Annotated in this window: 14 protein-coding genes and 1 pseudogene; 5 read left to right on the top strand and 10 right to left on the bottom strand. The window is 53.9% G+C overall.

What is annotated here, in order from left to right; translation table 11 throughout:
- Nucleotides 1–75: 75 nt before the first annotated feature.
- Both F4V72_RS19060 and apbC read right to left on the bottom strand, forming a co-directional pair.
- A complete protein-coding gene (locus F4V72_RS19060) occupies nt 76–357 on the bottom strand; it encodes a DUF2574 family protein (protein ID WP_023248291.1) in 282 nt (93 codons plus the stop codon).
- Nucleotides 358–634: 277 nt separating this feature from the next.
- The gene (apbC, locus tag F4V72_RS19065; RefSeq protein WP_023248292.1) at nt 635–1,744 is read right to left on the bottom strand and encodes an iron-sulfur cluster carrier protein ApbC; all 1,110 of its coding nucleotides are present in this window, start codon (nt 1,742–1,744) and stop codon (nt 635–637) included.
- A 164-nt stretch (nt 1,745–1,908) separates the two neighbouring features.
- On the opposite strand from apbC, the gene metG reads away from it, so the two are divergent.
- Nucleotides 1,909–3,942 carry a methionine--tRNA ligase gene (gene metG / locus F4V72_RS19070; protein ID WP_023248293.1) on the top strand — a complete coding sequence of 678 codons (2,034 nt, stop codon included), beginning with the start codon at nt 1,909–1,911 and terminating at the stop codon, nt 3,940–3,942.
- Nucleotides 3,943–4,078: 136 nt separating this feature from the next.
- A pseudogene (locus F4V72_RS19075) lies at nt 4,079–4,234 on the top strand (DUF1307 domain-containing protein); the annotation flags it as partial.
- A gap of 146 nt (nt 4,235–4,380) precedes the next feature.
- Here the strand turns inward: F4V72_RS19075 and F4V72_RS19080 are convergent.
- The 3 genes from F4V72_RS19080 to F4V72_RS19090 are packed head-to-tail and all read right to left on the bottom strand — an operon-like array spanning nt 4,381 to nt 7,299.
- Nucleotides 4,381–4,851 carry a DUF1456 family protein gene (locus F4V72_RS19080; protein ID WP_023248295.1) on the bottom strand — a complete coding sequence of 157 codons (471 nt, stop codon included), beginning with the start codon at nt 4,849–4,851 and terminating at the stop codon, nt 4,381–4,383.
- Between the two features lie 46 nt (nt 4,852–4,897).
- Nucleotides 4,898–5,617 (bottom strand): two-component system response regulator BtsR, encoded by a 720-nt coding sequence (gene btsR, locus F4V72_RS19085; RefSeq protein WP_000598637.1) that lies wholly within the window; start codon nt 5,615–5,617, stop codon nt 4,898–4,900.
- Complete coding sequence (locus F4V72_RS19090; RefSeq protein ID WP_023248297.1) at nt 5,614–7,299, bottom strand: sensor histidine kinase; 1,686 nt, start codon at nt 7,297–7,299, stop codon at nt 5,614–5,616. Before F4V72_RS19090 ends, btsR begins: the two co-directional genes overlap by 4 nt.
- Nucleotides 7,300–7,521: 222 nt before the next feature.
- Here F4V72_RS19090 and mlrA point away from each other — a divergent pair, with 222 nt between their 5' ends.
- On the top strand, nt 7,522–8,253 hold the full coding sequence (gene mlrA / locus F4V72_RS19095) for an HTH-type transcriptional regulator MlrA (RefSeq protein WP_079806220.1): 732 nt from the start codon (nt 7,522–7,524) through the stop codon (nt 8,251–8,253).
- Between the two features lie 59 nt (nt 8,254–8,312).
- Nucleotides 8,313–8,420, top strand: coding sequence for a protein YohO (locus tag F4V72_RS19100; RefSeq protein WP_001261696.1), 108 nt, complete (start codon nt 8,313–8,315; stop codon nt 8,418–8,420).
- On the opposite strand, the gene F4V72_RS19105 is transcribed toward F4V72_RS19100, so the two are convergent.
- From F4V72_RS19105 to bglX, 5 genes are all read right to left on the bottom strand, one after another.
- Nucleotides 8,401–9,132, bottom strand: coding sequence for an ABC transporter permease (locus F4V72_RS19105; protein ID WP_136058192.1), 732 nt, complete (start codon nt 9,130–9,132; stop codon nt 8,401–8,403). The two genes, F4V72_RS19100 and F4V72_RS19105, sit on opposite strands and share 20 nt — an antisense overlap.
- Nucleotides 9,116–10,063 (bottom strand): ABC transporter ATP-binding protein, encoded by a 948-nt coding sequence (locus tag F4V72_RS19110; protein WP_023248299.1) that lies wholly within the window; start codon nt 10,061–10,063, stop codon nt 9,116–9,118. Before F4V72_RS19110 ends, F4V72_RS19105 begins: the two co-directional genes overlap by 17 nt.
- A complete protein-coding gene (locus F4V72_RS19115; RefSeq protein ID WP_023248300.1) occupies nt 10,056–11,222 on the bottom strand; it encodes an ABC transporter permease in 1,167 nt (388 codons plus the stop codon). The genes F4V72_RS19110 and F4V72_RS19115 overlap by 8 nt, the downstream gene beginning before the upstream one ends.
- A 3-nt stretch (nt 11,223–11,225) precedes the next feature.
- Nucleotides 11,226–12,143: a glycine betaine ABC transporter substrate-binding protein OsmF gene (osmF, locus tag F4V72_RS19120; RefSeq protein ID WP_023248301.1), complete on the bottom strand. Its 918-nt coding sequence runs from the start codon at nt 12,141–12,143 to the stop codon at nt 11,226–11,228.
- Between the two features lie 180 nt (nt 12,144–12,323).
- Nucleotides 12,324–14,621, bottom strand: a complete 2,298-nt coding sequence (bglX, locus tag F4V72_RS19125) for a beta-glucosidase BglX (RefSeq protein ID WP_136058191.1) — start codon at nt 14,619–14,621, stop codon at nt 12,324–12,326.
- A 265-nt stretch (nt 14,622–14,886) separates the two neighbouring features.
- Here bglX and dld point away from each other — a divergent pair, with 265 nt between their 5' ends.
- Entirely contained in the window at nt 14,887–16,617 is a 1,731-nt protein-coding gene (gene dld, locus F4V72_RS19130; RefSeq protein ID WP_053510435.1) for a D-lactate dehydrogenase, read from the top strand.

Here is a 16,617-nt window from a genome sequence, read left to right on the forward strand (position 1 = left end):
TTAAATATAAATAATATAAATAAAAAAACCCACATCATTGATATTAATGATGTGGGCAAGCAGTATTAATATAGATTAGTCGTAACGACTAACAATAATCTGGCGGTCGTTATCACCGGGCACTGTGTATAGCTGCGTCGTCACACCTCTCACCGGTGTGGCGGCGGGTGGTTGCAGTGTTGAAACGTGGATGGTGTTGCCGCAACGCTGCTGCAACTGCGCGTTAACCACTTCCGTGCTGCACGTCGGCGCGGTCACTTTTCCACTGATGGTTAATGCTGCGGTATCGGAAGCAAAAACAGGGACGCTTATTCCATAAGCCGAGACTATAATTCCCATCAGCAAATATTTTTTCATAGTGAGTAATTGTTCCTCTGATGAACGTCAAACAATATGCAGGCCGTCCTGATAAGCAGTATGGACGTATCGGCACCTTAAAACCAATTGAAAAAATAAATCAGTAGGATAGATATGATCAATTCAAATAATGTTTTTGTCGATTATTTCAGATAAACGCCTGCCTGTTTTAGCAGGAATTAACAATACGAGCGCTATTATTTATTTAATGCATTCACCGCATCAATATATATTAATGCAGTGAATGTCATATTCTCTTTGGAATACGTTAGAGTGCTTACACCGCGCGGAAGGCGATTTCACCCGGAATCACTTCCCCCTGCCAGTAAAGCTGCGCCGCGACGCGATCGGCCAGTTCGCGATAGAGCGCGGTAAACTCGCTCTCCGGACGGCTAACCACCGTCGGCGTACCGCGATCGAGATCTTCGCGCAGACTGATATGCAGCGGCATCTGTCCCAGAAGCTGAGTGTGGTATTTCTCCGCCAACTTCTGCGCGCCGCCCGTGCCGAAGATCGGTTCGTGATGGCCGCAGTTGCTACAAATATGCATACTCATATTTTCCACAATGCCGAGCACCGGCACTTCCACCTTCTCGAACATCACGATACCTTTTTTGGCGTCGATCAGCGCGATATCCTGTGGCGTAGTGACCACGACCGCGCCGGTAACAGGAATGTTCTGCGCCAGCGTTAACTGAATATCCCCGGTTCCCGGCGGCATATCCAGTACCAGATAATCCAGATCCGGCCACAGCGTCTCCTGCAACATCTGCATCAGCGCCTTACTGGCCATTGGGCCGCGCCATACCATCGCGTTATCGTCAGTCACCAGATAGCCGATCGAGTTGGTCGCCAGGCCGTGAGACATAATCGGTGCCATATGCGTACCGTCTGGCGATGTCGGGCGCTGATCTTCTGCGCCAAGCATGGTTGGGATCGACGGACCGTAAATATCGGCATCAAGAATCCCGACCTTTGCGCCTTCAACCGCTAACGCCAGCGCCAGGTTTACCGCCGTAGACGATTTACCCACCCCGCCTTTACCGGAACTCACGGCAATGATGTTTTTCACGCCATTAATGCCAGGCTGATTTTTGACGCGTTTCAGCGTCGCAATGTTATACGACAATTTCCAGTCGATCGCTTTTGCGCCTGTAATACGTAACAGATCGGCGCTGCATTGCTCTTTTAATACCTCAAACGCGCTGTTCCAGACGAACGGCATGACCAGCTCAACGTGCAGCGTATCGTCCATCCAGGCGACGTGGTGCAACGCCTTAAGCGTGGTGAGGTTATGCTTCAGGGTTGGGTGCTGAAAATTCGCCAGCGTCCCGGCGACCATCGCTCGCAGAGTATCTGGTGATTTGGCCTGGGATTGTTCGTTCATCCCGACTCCTTTTGTAGTTCTGAAAAGTACGATTGTAACTTTGTAGTTTACTCCAGCGGTAACAATTATTCATTTACGGATAAATGCCCTTATCGCTTGGCGCAGTAATTACCATTTTGGTACTATCAAAGCCCTTTTTTACAACAGAAGAAGTAATACCTACTATGACTCAAGTCGCGAAGAAAATTCTGGTAACGTGCGCGCTGCCGTACGCCAACGGCTCTATCCACCTCGGCCATATGCTGGAGCACATCCAAGCTGATGTCTGGGTCCGTTACCAGCGAATGCGCGGCCACGAGGTTAACTTCATCTGTGCCGATGACGCTCACGGCACGCCGATCATGCTGAAAGCGCAGCAGCTTGGTATTACGCCGGAGCAAATGATCGGTGAAATGCGCCAGGAGCACCAGACCGATTTTGCCGGTTTTAATATCAGCTATGACAACTATCACTCAACGCACAGCGATGAGAACCGCGAGCTGTCCGAGCTGATTTATGGTCGCCTGAAAGAGAACGGTTTTATTAAGAACCGTACCATCTCTCAACTCTACGATCCGGAAAAAGGCATGTTCCTGCCGGACCGCTTTGTGAAAGGCACCTGCCCGAAATGTAAATCTGCGGACCAGTACGGCGATAACTGCGAAGTGTGCGGCGCAACTTACAGCCCGACTGAACTTATCGAGCCGAAATCGGTGGTGTCCGGCGCAACGCCGGTAATGCGTGACTCCGAGCACTTTTTCTTTGACCTGCCGTCATTCAGCGAAATGCTACAGGCGTGGACCCGCAGCGGCGCGCTACAGGAGCAGGTGGCGAATAAAATGCAGGAGTGGTTTGAGTCCGGCCTGCAGCAGTGGGACATTTCCCGCGACGCGCCGTATTTTGGTTTCGAAATCCCGAACGCGCCGGGCAAATATTTCTACGTCTGGCTGGACGCGCCGATTGGCTACATGGGCTCCTTCAAAAATCTGTGCGATAAGCGCGGCGACATGAACAGCTTTGAAGAGTACTGGAAAAAAGACTCCAGTGCCGAGCTATACCACTTCATCGGCAAAGACATCGTCTATTTCCACAGCCTGTTCTGGCCTGCCATGCTGGAAGGCAGCAACTTCCGTAAGCCGACCAACCTGTTCGTTCACGGCTACGTCACGGTGAACGGCGCGAAGATGTCCAAATCGCGTGGCACCTTTATTAAGGCCAGCACCTGGCTGAAACACTTTGACGCCGACAGCCTGCGCTATTACTACACCGCGAAGCTCTCGTCGCGCATTGATGATATCGATCTGAACCTGGAAGACTTTGTCCAGCGCGTCAATGCCGATATCGTCAATAAAGTAGTCAACCTGGCCTCGCGTAACGCCGGTTTTATCAATAAGCGTTTCGACGGCGTGCTGGCGGCTGAACTGGCCGATCCGCAATTGTATAAAACCTTTACTGACGCCGCTGCGGTGATTGGCGAAGCATGGGAAAGCCGTGAATTCGGCAAAGCTATCCGTGAGATTATGGCGCTGGCCGACGTCGCTAACCGTTATGTTGACGAGCAAGCGCCGTGGGTGGTTGCTAAACAGGAAGGCCGCGACGCTGACCTGCAGGCCATTTGTTCCATGGGCATCAACCTGTTCCGCGTGCTGATGACGTATCTGAAACCAGTGCTGCCGACGCTTTCTGAACGCGTTGAGGCTTTCCTCAACTGCGAACTGAGCTGGGAGGGTATTCAACAGCCGTTGCTGGGCCATAAAATCAACGCCTTCAAGGCGCTGTATAACCGCATCGACATGAAGCAGGTCGAAGCGCTGGTCGACGCCTCAAAAGAAGAAGTGAAAGCGGCGGTAGCGCCGGTGACCGGCCCGCTGGCAGACTCCCCGATTCAGGAAACCATCACCTTTGACGATTTTGCGAAAGTCGATCTGCGCGTGGCGCTGATTGAAAACGCCGAGTTTGTGGAAGGCTCCGACAAATTGCTGCGTCTGACGCTGGATCTGGGTGGCGAGAAGCGTAACGTCTTCTCCGGCATTCGTTCCGCCTACCCGGACCCGCAGGCGCTGATCGGTCGCCAGACGGTAATGGTCGCCAACCTCGCGCCGCGCAAAATGCGCTTTGGCGTCTCCGAGGGAATGGTGATGGCGGCAGGCCCTGGCGGGAAAGACATCTTCCTGTTAAGCCCTGATGACGGCGCAAAGCCTGGCCAGCAGGTGAAATAAGCAACAAGCCGGGGCATGCCCCGGCTTTTTTATCAGCTTAGTCCGGCCTGGCATCCACTATCGCCCCACCCGCCGCGTTTTAACTTTTTCCTTCATAAGCAATAGCGCTAAGACTCCCTATCCGGACTGCTAAATTGCGCAGGAAAACGTCTCTGTGGATATGGAAAAAGTGAACTTTAAGGCGTTACAGGGAATTTCAGGGACGATGGCGTCCGGCGATGCCAGTAAGGGTATCGGCATGAAACCGCCCCAGACGCTGCTGGAAGCCGCTGGTTTTAAAGAAGCGAAATAACCGACAGGCGTGCTGACAACGTACATCGTGTCGGCATTGTATTGCCTGATAGCGCTGCGCTGATCAGGCCTACATTCAGAAACAGCATTTGTAGGCCGGATAAAACACCGACATCGCATCACTTCAGACAGAAAAGACAATCCAACTCAGGCTTTCGCCGCGTGTTCACGGGCCGCCAGACCACGCAGGAAATAACGCAGAAACTGATCGCCGCATTCGCGGAAGTTCTTATGGTCCGGCGCGCGCATCATAGCGGTGATCTCTGGCATCGAGACGCGGAACAACTGACCGGTAAGTATCGCCAGGATATCATCCGTTTTTAGCGAAAAGGCAATACGCAGCTTTTTCAGCACCATATTGTTGTTGATACGGCGTTCCGGCGTCAACGCAGGCGCCGCCTCATCTTTGCCGCGTTTTTCATAAATGAGGCCATTGAGAAATGAGGACAACACGATATCCGGGCAACGCTGAAAACCCTCTTCCTCTTCTTTGCGCAACCAGACCGTAATCTGCTCCGGTGTAGCATCAACGTTACCCAGCGCCAGGATACGCGCCAGATCGGTATTATTAGCTTTTAAAATGTAGCGTACGCTACGCAGAATATCGTTACTCAGCATGAGGCCTTCGGTCGTTTCTATGGCAAAACGATATTCTAACAGTCTTTTACAGGCCAATCGCCTCTTTTAAACTTTTTAGATAGCGACGGCTTACCGGAACCGTCAGGCCGTTGCGTAAAATCAGCTCTGCCTGCCCATTATCCTCCAGCCGAATTTCCTGCAAATGGGCCATATTTACCAGAAACTGACGATGACAACGCAGTAGCGGCGTCCGGCTTTCCAGCGTGCGCAGCGTCAGCTCGGTAAACCCCTCTTTCCCTTCACTGCTGGTAACATAAACGCCGCTCATACGGCTACTGACAAAGGCAACATCATCCATTTGCAATAAATAGATCCGACTGTGTCCGGTACAGGGAATGAATTTAAGCGCCTGCTGGTTTTCCGGCAACAACGAAACATCCTGTTTACTGCGTTCCTGACGCAGACGATGTAGCGTTTTCTCCAGCCGTTTCTCTTCTATCGGCTTGAGCAGATAATCAAAAGCGTGTTCTTCAAAGGCTTTGATGGCGTATTCATCAAATGCGGTCAAAAAAACAATATACGGGCGATGTTCCGGATCAAGCATGCCGACCATCTCCAGTCCACTGATACGCGGCATCTGAATATCCAGAAACAGCACATCAGGTCGCAACTTATGTACCGCGCCAATCGCTTCTACCGCGTTCGCACACTCCCCCACAATCTCAATGTCATCCTGCCCCTGAAGCAGAATCCGCAGATTTTCCCGCGCTAACGGCTCATCATCCACAATCAGCACTTTAATCATGCGTCCTCCTCCAGTGGAAGTCGTAATGTAATTCGGGTAAGGCAGTCCGGCTCGCAGGCCACGCTAATGCCATAATCATCGCCAAAGTGTTCGCGCAGACGTTTATCCACCAGACTCATCCCCAGCCCGCAACTGCTGGCGGAAGGCTGATACAGCCCCGCATTATCTTCAATATCTAACATCAAATGCTGCCCTTCGCGCCGGGCGCGAATAGCAACATTGCCAGTATCAAGCAGTTGCGACGTGCCATGTTTAATAGCGTTCTCAACAATCGGCTGTAACGTAAACGCAGGCAATTTCTGACGTGAAAGCGTCGGTGGCACATCAAGCTGAACCTGCAAACGCGACTGAAAACGCGCTTTTTCAATTTGCAGATAAGCGTTCACGTGTTCAATTTCATCAGCCAGCGTGACGATTTCCGACGGGCGTTTTAAATTTTTGCGAAAAAAGGTCGAAAGGTACTGCACCAGTTGGCTGGCCTGTTCGCTGTCGCGGCGAATCACCGCTTTAATGGTATTCAGCGCGTTAAACAGAAAATGCGGATTCACCTGCGCGTGCAACAGCTTGATCTCTGACTGCGTCAGCAGCGCCTTCTGCCGTTCATACTGCCCGGCCAGGATCTGCGCGGATAAAAGCTGCGCAATACCCTCCCCCAGAGTGCGGTTAATTGAGCTGAACAGTCGGTTTTTCGCTTCGTACAATTTAATGGTGCCCATTACTCGCTGATTTTCGCCACGCAGCGGGATCACCAGCGTCGAACCGAGTTTACACTGCGGGTGTAGCGAACAGCGATACGGCACTTCGTTGCCATCAGCATAAACCACCTCTCCGGTTTCAATCGCTTTCAGCGTATAACCTGATGAAATGGGTTTTCCCGGTAGATGGTGATCGTCGCCAATACCAGTAAAAGCCAGCAGTTTTTCGCGATCGGTGATGGCGACGGCGCCGATATCCAGCTCCTGATATAACACCTGCGCCACCTTCATACTGTTCACTTCGTTAAATCCCTGACGCAGAATCCCCTCTGTTGACGCGGCGACCTTCAGCGCGGTAGCAGAAAATGCCGAGGTATATTTTTCAAACATGGCGCGCTTATCGAGCAAAATACGCATGAACAGCGCGGCGCCGACGGTATTCGTCACCATCATCGGCGCGGCAATATTACTGACCAGATGCAGGGCATCGTCAAACGGCCGGGCTATCAGTAAAATGATCAGCATCTGCACCAGTTCGGCAACACACGTAATCGCTCCCGCCGTCAGCGGGCTAAACACTTTGTCCGGGCGTCCGCGACGTATGAGAACGCTGTGTACCAATCCGCCCAGCAGCCCTTCGACGATGGTGGAAATCATACAGCTCAGCGCCGTCATACCGCCCATAGAATACCGATGTAACCCACCGGTCAGACCGACCAGCCCACCGACGATCGGCCCGCCCAGCAGGCCGCCCATCACCGCGCCAATCGCGCGGGTATTGGCAATCGAATCTTCGATATGCAGCCCAAAATAAGTGCCCATAATGCAGAAGATAGAAAACGTGACGTAACACAGAAGTTTGTGCGGCAGACGAACCGTGACCTGCATAAGCGGGATAAACAGGCGCGTTTTGCTCATTAGCCACGCAATGACCAAAAACACGCACATCTGCTGAAGCAGCAGCAACACCAGATTAAACTCGTACATACCCGCAAACCACACTTCAATTAAAAGCGCGTAACATACATTGAGTACGATTAACTTTCTTTGAACTGTTGCATAAAAATATGAATTCGTGAGTACGATCACTTAAACGCCCCGCCGCGACCTGCTACCTGCCGTTTTAGTGCATAAAAAACAGGCAAAACTTCCTGGTTCGTAAAAGAGCGTCTAAAGTTAAACCGGGACCGCGCGAGCAAGGGTGAAACGATGGCGCTTTACACAATTGGTGAAGTGGCTTTGCTTTGTGATATCAATCCTGTCACGTTGCGCGCGTGGCAGAGACGTTATGGACTTTTAAAACCACAGCGAACGGATGGCGGTCACCGCCTGTTTAACGATGCCGATATCGACAGAATCCGCGAAATCAAGCGCTGGATAGATAACGGCGTTCAGGTCAGCAAAGTCAAAGTGCTGCTCAGTAGCGACAGTAGCGAACAACCTAACGGCTGGCGCGAACAGCAGGAGATCCTGCTGCACTACCTGCAAAGCAGTAATCTGCACAGTTTACGGTTATGGGTCAAAGAACGCGGTCAGGATTATCCAGCCCAGACATTGACCACTAACCTGTTCGTCCCGCTGCGGCGACGATTACAGTGCCAACAACCCGCCCTTCAGGCGCTGCTCGGCATTCTTGACGGTATCCTGATCAATTATATTGCGCTCTGCCTGGCATCTGCGCGTAAGAAACAGGGAAAAGATGCGCTGGTGATCGGCTGGAATATCCATGATACCACCCGCCTGTGGCTGGAAGGTTGGGTCGCCAGCCAACAGGGATGGCGTATCGACGTGCTGGCGCACTCGCTTAGCCAGCTCCGCCCGGAACTGTTTGACGGCAAGACGCTACTGGTATGGTGCGGAGAAAACCAGACGCTGGCGCAACAGCAGCAACTCTCGGCATGGCGCGCCCAGGGGCGCGACATTCATCCCCTTGGCGCTTAAACAGCAGCTAACAAATTCGCTTTAATGTATACTCCTTTTATTAACATAAGGAGTACATAATGCGCGTAGCGAAAATCGGGGTGATCGCACTTTTCCTGCTGATGGCTATCGGCGGTATCGGCGGCGTGATGCTGGCAGGTTACAGCTTTATTTTGCGTGCCGGGTAAGCGCGCGCGTCAGCCTTTCAAACAGGCGATCGATAATGATCGCCGCCAGCGCCACCAGCACCGCCCCCTGGATAACATAGGCCGTATTAAATCCGCTAAGCCCGATAATGATCGGCGTGCCTAACGTACTGGCCCCCACCGTTGAAGCGATGGTCGCCGTACCAATATTGATAATCACCGAGGTGCGGATGCCCGCCAGAATCACCGGCGTGGCCAGCGGCAGCTCAACCTGATACAACTGTTGGCGACGGCTCATTCCCATACCGCTGGCAACACTCATCACGCTGGCAGGCACCGCGCCCAGTCCCGCCAGGGTCGCCTGCAGGATGGGCAACACCCCGTACAGGATCAAGGCGATAATTGCCGGTTGCTGACCAAAACCCATGACGGGTACCGCGATCGCCAGCACCGCGACCGGCGGAAAGGTCTGGCCGACGGCGGCGATAGTCTCCACCAGGGGACGAAACTCTTTCCCACTTTCTCGCGTGACCGCAATCCCTGCGCCGACACCCGCCACGATGGCAAACAGACTTGAGATGCCCACCAACCAGAAATGGGCGAGCGCGAGGGCGGCAAAACTCTCCTGTTGGTAGACCGGGCGCGGCAAATCGGGAAACAGCGCGCCGAAGAGCGGCTGGCTATAAGGCAATCCAAACAGCAGAAGCAAGAACAGAACAATAAGCCAGAGAAGCGGATCACACAGGCGTTTCACGGGGGGACGTCTCCGAAAGCAGATCGCGGAAATGGAGCGTACCGCAGGGCTCGCCCTGCTGATTCACCACCGGCAGGACGTCGCACCGACGGGCGACAAACATCGATAGCGCATCGCGTAGCGTCATCTCTTCCACCAGCCCGTCGCCGCTGAGCTGTTCATGCCGGCGTACATAATCGCCTACGCTACGTAACGAAAGCAGTCTTACGCCCAGCTCGCTGCGGCCAAAAAACGCCTGCACGAAATCATTTTCCGGCGAGGTCAGCATAGAAAGCGGCGATCCCTGTTGGATAACGTTGCCGCCGTCCATCAGCACCAGATGGTCGGCGAGGCGTAACGCCTCGTCGATATCGTGCGTCACCAGTACGATGGTGCGTCCCAGCAGTCGATGGATACGAGTCATTTCCTGCTGTAATGCGCCGCGCGTCACCGGATCAAGCGCGCCGAAAGGTTCGTCCATCAGCAACACCTGCGGATCGGCAGCCAACGCGCGCGCGACGCCGACCCGCTGCTGTTGCCCGCCGGAAAGCTGATGCGGATAGCGATCGCGCAGCGCACTTTCCAGACCTAATAATGCCATCAGTTCGTCAATACGATCGTTAATCCGCGCACACGACCACTTTTGTAGTTGCGGCACGGTGGCAATATTTTGCGCCACCGTCCAGTGGGGAAAAAGGCCGATAGACTGAATGGCATAGCCCATGCGACGGCGCAGTTCAAGCACCGGCAGGCTGCGGATCTCTTCTCCGGCAAAACGGATCGTTCCGCTATCATGCTCTACCAGTCGGTTAATCATCTTCAGCGTGGTCGATTTCCCCGAACCGGAGGTACCAATCAACACCGAAAAGCTGCCTTCGCTAAAGTGCAAATTGAGGTCGCTGACTGCCTGTTGATCGCCGAAGGTTTTACTGACATGGTTAAATTCAATCATCGGTTGCTCCCTTCAGAAACGCGATCCCTAAATCAAACAGCGCGTCGATCACTACCGCCAGCGCAATCACCGGAATGACGCCCAACAAGACTAAATCAATGGCGCTGCTCAATAGCCCCTGAAACACCAGCGCGCCGAAGCCTCCCGCGCCAATCAGCGCGGCGACGACGGCCATTCCCACTGTCTGTACCATTACTACCCGCAGGCTACGTAAAAAGACCGGCAGCGCCAGCGGCAGTTGCACATGCCTGAAGCGCTGACCGCTGCTCATCCCCATCGCTCTTGCGCTCTCCAGCGCATCGCGCGACACCTGGTTGAGCCCGGCGACCACACCGCGCACCAGCGGCAATAACGCATAGAGCACCAGCGCTATCAGCGCAGGCGTCATGCCGGTTCCCGCGACGCCGAATGTGGCAAGCCACGGAAACTGTTTCACCAGTCCGGCCAACGGCGCAATCAGCAGGCCAAACAGCGCAACGGAAGGAATGGTCTGGATCACATTCAGTACGGTAAACACCGGCCCCTGGCGCGAGGCGGAAAAATAACACCAGACGCCCAACGGCAGCCCGATCGCCAGCGCCGGCAGCACCGTGCCCGCCAGTAACATCAAATGTTGCACCAGCGCGGCATCGAAAACATCCTGGCGATTGGTATACTCTTTCAGAAGCGAGAGGTTGTCGAACGTGCCTGAAAACAGCAGCGCCAGCGGTACAATGACAATTTGCGCGTGCAGCAACCAGCGCCACAGCGGCCCAACGGTAATACGGCGGATCGCATCGCTACAGGCCAGCAGCGTCAGACCAAGGCCGAGCCACAATCCGCTTCCCAGACTGGTGCGCGCCAGCGGACTGCCCTCCTGCGCCAACTGCGTCGCCGCCCTGCCGACGCCCCACAGCATGACAATGAAGAGCGTCTGCGCCACCATCAGCGTCAGTACGCTGCCGCGTTTACCGGGTACAAAGCACAGCGTAAACAGCGCGCATCCCGCGCCAGTCAGCATCCAGATGGTCGCCGGCCAGATCTCCCATAACTGGCGCCCCTCGCCGCTCACCAGACGATTCGGGGCGTAATTAATGAAAGGCAGCGCGACAGCAAGCAGGGTCAGAACAACCAACAGCAACAGCACACGATTAACCGTGATTTTGGCAACGTCACTCACAGATTACTTCACCCACCCTTTTTGTCGGAGGTAATCTGCGGCGACTTTTTTCGCATCCAGTCCTTCTACGGCGATTTTGGCGTTCAACTGTTGCAGCGTTTTCTCATCAAGGCTGGCGAAAACGGGTTGCAGCCAGTCGGCTATCTGCGGATAGGCCTGCAATACCGATTCACGCACTACCGGCGCGGGCGCATAGATAGGCTGGACGCCTTTCGGGTCGCTCAGGGTTTGCAGACCCAGCGCGGCGACCGGGCCGTCGGTACCATACGCCATCGCGGCGTTAACGCCGGATGTTTGTTGCGCGGCGGCTTTGATCGTTACCGCCGTATCGCCGCCCGCCAGCGACAATAGCTGGTTCTGATTCAAGGTAAAATCATAGGCTTTTTCAAATGCCGGTAGCGCATCCGCCCGTTCGATAAATTCCGCAGACGCCGCCAGTTTAAAAGTGCCGCCCTCTTTCAGATAACGGCTGAGATCGGCAAGCGAGGAGAGTTTATTTTTTTCAGCGATGTCCTGGCGTACCGCTATGGTCCAGGTGTTGTTTGCCGGCGCAGGCGTCAACCAGACCAGCTTATTCTGCTCCGCATCCTGTTTTTTGACTTTCTCAAAGCCTTGCTTTGCATTCTTCCATGCCGGATCGTTTTCATCTTTAAAAAAGAACGCCCCGTTACCGGTGTATTCCGGATAGATATCCAGCTCTCCGGCGGTAATTGCGCCACGAACGACTGGCGTCGTCCCGAGCTGAATTTTATTGACCGTTTTAACGCCGTGGCCTTCCAGTACCTGCAAAATCATGTTGCCGAGCAGCGCGCCTTCGGTATCAATCTTTGACCCGACCGTCACGGGCGATGCCGCCTGTAGAGGTAAACTCACCGTCGCCAGCAACGCCAGCGAACTTACCCATAGCTTTGTGATCGTCATGATGCTTTCCTCATCCTTTTACGGCCTTTTTCAGAGACTTGAGAAAAAAGCATAGCTGAAAAGTCTGCGTTTAACCTGGGATTTTCCGGCAGGTTAAGTGACGTGGCTGGCAATAAAAGGGTGGCCAGGAAAAGACATTGCCAAACAGGACGCTGATATCGCGCCCTGTTGACGGCAGGCTTACAGTCGTTCGAACGTTCCCTGTTTAACGCGAGCGGAATCCACACCGATAAAGACGTTGAACTTGCCGGGTTCCGCGTCATATTTCATCTGCTGATTCCAGAACTTCAACGCGTCGATATCAATCGGGAAACTCACGGTTTTACTTTCGCCCGGCTTGAGGGTGATTTTTTCAAAGCCTTTTAACTGTTTCACCGGGCGGCTCATCGACGCCGTGACATCCTGTAAATACATCTGGATGACCGTTGCCCCTTCGCGTTTACCGGTATTCGTGACCTCTACGCTGGCCGTGACGTTGCCATCGCGTTTCATTGTCGGCGCGGAGAGCGTAACGTCAGACACCGTAAATGTGGTGTAGCTCAGACCGTAACCAAACGGATAGAGCGGGCCATTCGCTTCGTCAAAATACCGTGAGGTATATTTGTTTGGCTTTTCAGGATCATACGGGCGTCCCGTATTGAGATGGCTGTAATAGACCGGAATTTGTCCCACCGAACGCGGGAAGGACATCGGCAGTTTGCCTGACGGGTTGTAATCGCCAAACAGCACATCGGCAATGGCGTTGCCGCCTTCCGTCCCGGCAAACCAGGTCTCCAGAATCGCATCGGCCTGTTGATCTTCTTTTACCAGCGCCAGCGGTCTGCCGTTCATTAATACCAGTACCAGCGGCTTACCGGTGGCTTTCAGAGCGGTGATTAAGTCGCGCTGACTCTGTGGAATGGTGATATCGGTACGGCTGGAGGCTTCATGCGCCATCCCCTGCGACTCGCCTACTACCGCGACCACTACATCGGCCTGTTTCGCCGCCTGCACCGCCTCATCAATCATCGCCTGCGGTGAGCGCGGATCGATTTTCACCGCCTCTTCATACAGGTTTAAGAAATCGACGATGCCTTTATCATTAGTGATATTAGCCCCTTTGGCATAGAGGATCTTCGCCCCATCGCCGACGGCATTCTGAATACCCGCCAGCACCGTCACCGACTGATCCGCGACGCCAGCAGCAGACCAGCTTCCCATTACATCACGTTGGCTGTCGGCCAGCGGCCCAACAACGGCAATGGTGCCCGATTTTTTCAGCGGCAGCGTTTCCAGCCGGTTTTTCAGCAGCACCACACTTTCCCGCGCCACCTCCCGCGCCTCTTTACGATGCAGGCGGCTTTCGGCATTGGTGTCCGCTGGGTCGCTCTCTTTCGGCCCCAGATGACTGTACGGGTCGTTAAACAATCCCATGTCATATTTTACGTTGAGCACATGGCGCGTCGCGTCGTCCAGTTCCGCCATCGTCACTTTGCCCGACTTAATCAGTCCCGGCAGATATTTGCTGTAATACTCATCCGCCATGCTCATATCCACCCCTGACTTCAGCGCCACGCGCACTGCGTCTTCCGGGTCGGCCGCCGTACCGTGTTTAATCAGTTCCTTAATAGCGCCGTGGTCGGAAACGGTAATTCCCTTAAAGCCCCACTCATTGCGCAGGACATCTTTCAATAGCCAGGAATCTGACGTCGCAGGCGTGCCGTTCAGCGAGTTCAGCGCCACCATCACCGCGCCGCTCCCCGCATCCAGCCCCGCTTTGTACGGCGGCATGTAGTCATTAAACAGACGCTGGGAACTCATATCCACGGTGTTGTATTCTTTACCGCCTTCAACGGCGCCATAGGCGGCAAAATGTTTCACGCTGGTCATCACCGAGTAGCGGTCCGCCGGGCTTTTGCCCTGCATCGCTTTCACCATGGTTTCGCCCATGATGGAGGTTAACCAGGTGTCTTCACCAAAGCCTTCGGAGGCGCGCCCCCAACGCGGATCGCGGGAGACATCCACCATCGGCGCCCAGGTCATATTCAGGCCGTCGTCCGCCGCTTCATACGCCGATAAGCGTCCTACGGTTCTTACCGCATCCAGATTAAAAGAAGAAGCCAGACCGAGGCTTATCGGAAAGACGGTTCGCTGACCGTGTACCACGTCATAGGCAAAAAAGAGAGGGATTTTCAGGCGGCTCAACGCCATCACCTGATCCTGCATTTGACGGATATCCTGACGGGTGACGGTATTGAAAATCGCCCCGACCTGCCCCTCTTTGATCATCTCGCGAATCGCTTCTTTCGGGTTATCAGGGCCGACGCTAATCAGACGTAACTGACCAATTTTTTCATCGACAGTCATTTTCTTGAGTAAATCGGTGACGAACGCGTCGCGCGCTTCGGGCGTCAGCGGGTGATTGCCAAACAGGTTTTCCGCCAATGCTGGCTGCATCGCCAGACTCACAGCAACACCTACTGAACATAACCATTTCATGTTGAGTCTCTCTTTATCTTTATCCCGACGAGGCGGTAAAAACAGAATAAAAACCGCAGTTTGCCATAAGCCTAAACGCGAGAGGAGAAGAAAGCGAAGGTTATTCTCTTAATTTTCGCACAGCCGGATACGCAACCACCGGCAAATGGTATCAAGGCGGCAAATGAATGCCGCCAACACAGAGACAATTTGAATGAGAAAGCGTATTGTCATACAAAGCGCTATGCTTAACGCTGATATTTTGTCCCACCACAAGGAGTGGAGAATGTCTTCTATGACAATGACTGATAATAAAACGTTCCTGAATGAGCTGGCCCGCCTGGTCGGCCATTCTCACCTGCTGACAGACCCCGCAAAAACCGCCCGCTATCGCAAGGGATTCCGTTCCGGTCAGGGCAATGCGCTGGCCGTTGTTTTCCCTGGTTCATTACTGGAACTGTGGCGTGTGCTCAACGCCTGCGTTAACGCTGACAAAATTATTCTAATGCAGGCCGCCAACACGGGTCTGACGGAAGGCTCCACGCCGAACGGCAACGACTACGATCGCGATATTGTGATTATCAGCACTCAGCGGCTGGATAAGCTGCACTTACTGGATAGCGGCCAACAGGTTCTGGCCTGGCCCGGTACGACGCTCTATTCGCTGGAAAAAGCGCTTAAACCGCTGGGCCGCGAACCGCACTCGGTGATTGGTTCGTCGTGTATCGGCGCGTCGGTCATCGGCGGCATCTGTAATAACTCCGGCGGCTCGCTGGTGCAGCGCGGCCCAGCCTATACCGAGATGTCGCTCTTTGCCCGTATTGACGAGCAAGGCAAACTGCAACTGGTCAATCATCTGGGTATCGATCTTGGGCATACGCCGGAGCAGATCCTGAGCAAGCTGGATGACGAACGGATTAAAGATGAGGATGTGCGCCACGATGGTCGTCATGCGCACGATCACGACTACGTGACGCGGGTACGAGATATCAACGCCGATACGCCCGCCCGCTATAACGCCGACCCGGACCGTTTGTTTGAATCTTCCGGCTGCGCCGGAAAACTGGCGGTTTTTGCCGTTCGCCTTGATACCTTTGCAGCGGAAAAAAATCAGCAGGTTTTTTATATCGGCACCAATCAGCCCGCGGTACTGACTGAAATTCGTCGGCATATTCTGGCGAACTTCAACAATCTGCCGGTAGCGGGAGAATATATGCATCGCGATATCTACGATATTGCGGAGCAGTACGGTAAAGATACCTTTCTGATGATCGATAAACTCGGCACCGACAAGATGCCGTTCTTTTTCACGCTAAAAGGCCGAACCGATGCGATGCTGGAAAAAGTAAAATTTTTCCGTCCGCATTTCACCGACCGCGCGATGCAGAAATTCGGCCATCTGTTTCCCAGCCATCTGCCGCCGCGGATGAAAAAATGGCGCGATAAATATGAGCATCATCTGCTGTTAAAAATGGCGGGAGACGGCGTCGCAGAAGCGCAACGCTGGCTGAATGAATTTTTTAAATCCGCGGAGGGCGATTTCTTCGCCTGTACGCCGGAAGAAGGCAACAAAGCCTTCCTGCACCGCTTCGCCGCGGCTGGCGCGGCGATTCGTTATCAGGCCGTACACGCCGATGAAGTGGAAGATATCCTGGCGCTGGATATCGCCTTGCGCCGCAACGATACCGACTGGTTCGAGCATCTGCCGCCGGAAATCGACAGCCAACTGGTACATAAACTCTATTACGGCCACTTTATGTGCCACGTTTTTCATCAGGACTATATCGTGAAGAAAGGCGTCGACGTCCATGCACTGAAAGCGCAAATGCTGAAGCTGCTGCAAGCGCGCGGGGCGCAATACCCGGCGGAGCACAACGTTGGACATCTGTATAAAGCGCCGGAAACGCTGACGCGTTTTTATCGGCAAAATGACCCGACCAACAGTATGAACCCCGGTATCGGCAAAACGAGTAAGCGGAAATTCTGGCAGGAAAATACGCCCGACGAGACGCATTAA

The organism is Salmonella enterica subsp. diarizonae (assembly GCF_008692785.1).
In the GTDB taxonomy this organism is placed as follows: domain Bacteria; phylum Pseudomonadota; class Gammaproteobacteria; order Enterobacterales; family Enterobacteriaceae; genus Salmonella; species Salmonella diarizonae.

Bases quoted from the DNA above. Each gene is read 5' to 3' on its own strand.
- apbC (WP_023248292.1), bottom strand. From the start codon at position 1,744: ATGAACGAACAATCCCAGGCCAAATCACCAGATACTCTGCGAGCGATG.
- F4V72_RS19080 (WP_023248295.1), bottom strand. From the start codon at position 4,851: ATGCTGAGTAACGATATTCTGCGTAGCGTACGCTACATTTTAAAAGCT.
- F4V72_RS19100 (WP_001261696.1), top strand. From the start codon at position 8,313: ATGCGCGTAGCGAAAATCGGGGTGATCGCACTTTTCCTGCTGATGGCT.
- mlrA (WP_079806220.1), top strand. From the start codon at position 7,522: ATGGCGCTTTACACAATTGGTGAAGTGGCTTTGCTTTGTGATATCAAT.
- dld (WP_053510435.1), top strand. From the start codon at position 14,887: ATGTCTTCTATGACAATGACTGATAATAAAACGTTCCTGAATGAGCTG.
- metG (WP_023248293.1), top strand. From the start codon at position 1,909: ATGACTCAAGTCGCGAAGAAAATTCTGGTAACGTGCGCGCTGCCGTAC.
- F4V72_RS19110 (WP_023248299.1), bottom strand. From the start codon at position 10,063: ATGATTGAATTTAACCATGTCAGTAAAACCTTCGGCGATCAACAGGCA.
- F4V72_RS19060 (WP_023248291.1), bottom strand. From the start codon at position 357: ATGAAAAAATATTTGCTGATGGGAATTATAGTCTCGGCTTATGGAATA.
- btsR (WP_000598637.1), bottom strand. From the start codon at position 5,617: ATGATTAAAGTGCTGATTGTGGATGATGAGCCGTTAGCGCGGGAAAAT.
- osmF (WP_023248301.1), bottom strand. From the start codon at position 12,143: ATGACGATCACAAAGCTATGGGTAAGTTCGCTGGCGTTGCTGGCGACG.
- bglX (WP_136058191.1), bottom strand. From the start codon at position 14,621: ATGAAATGGTTATGTTCAGTAGGTGTTGCTGTGAGTCTGGCGATGCAG.
- F4V72_RS19090 (WP_023248297.1), bottom strand. From the start codon at position 7,299: ATGTACGAGTTTAATCTGGTGTTGCTGCTGCTTCAGCAGATGTGCGTG.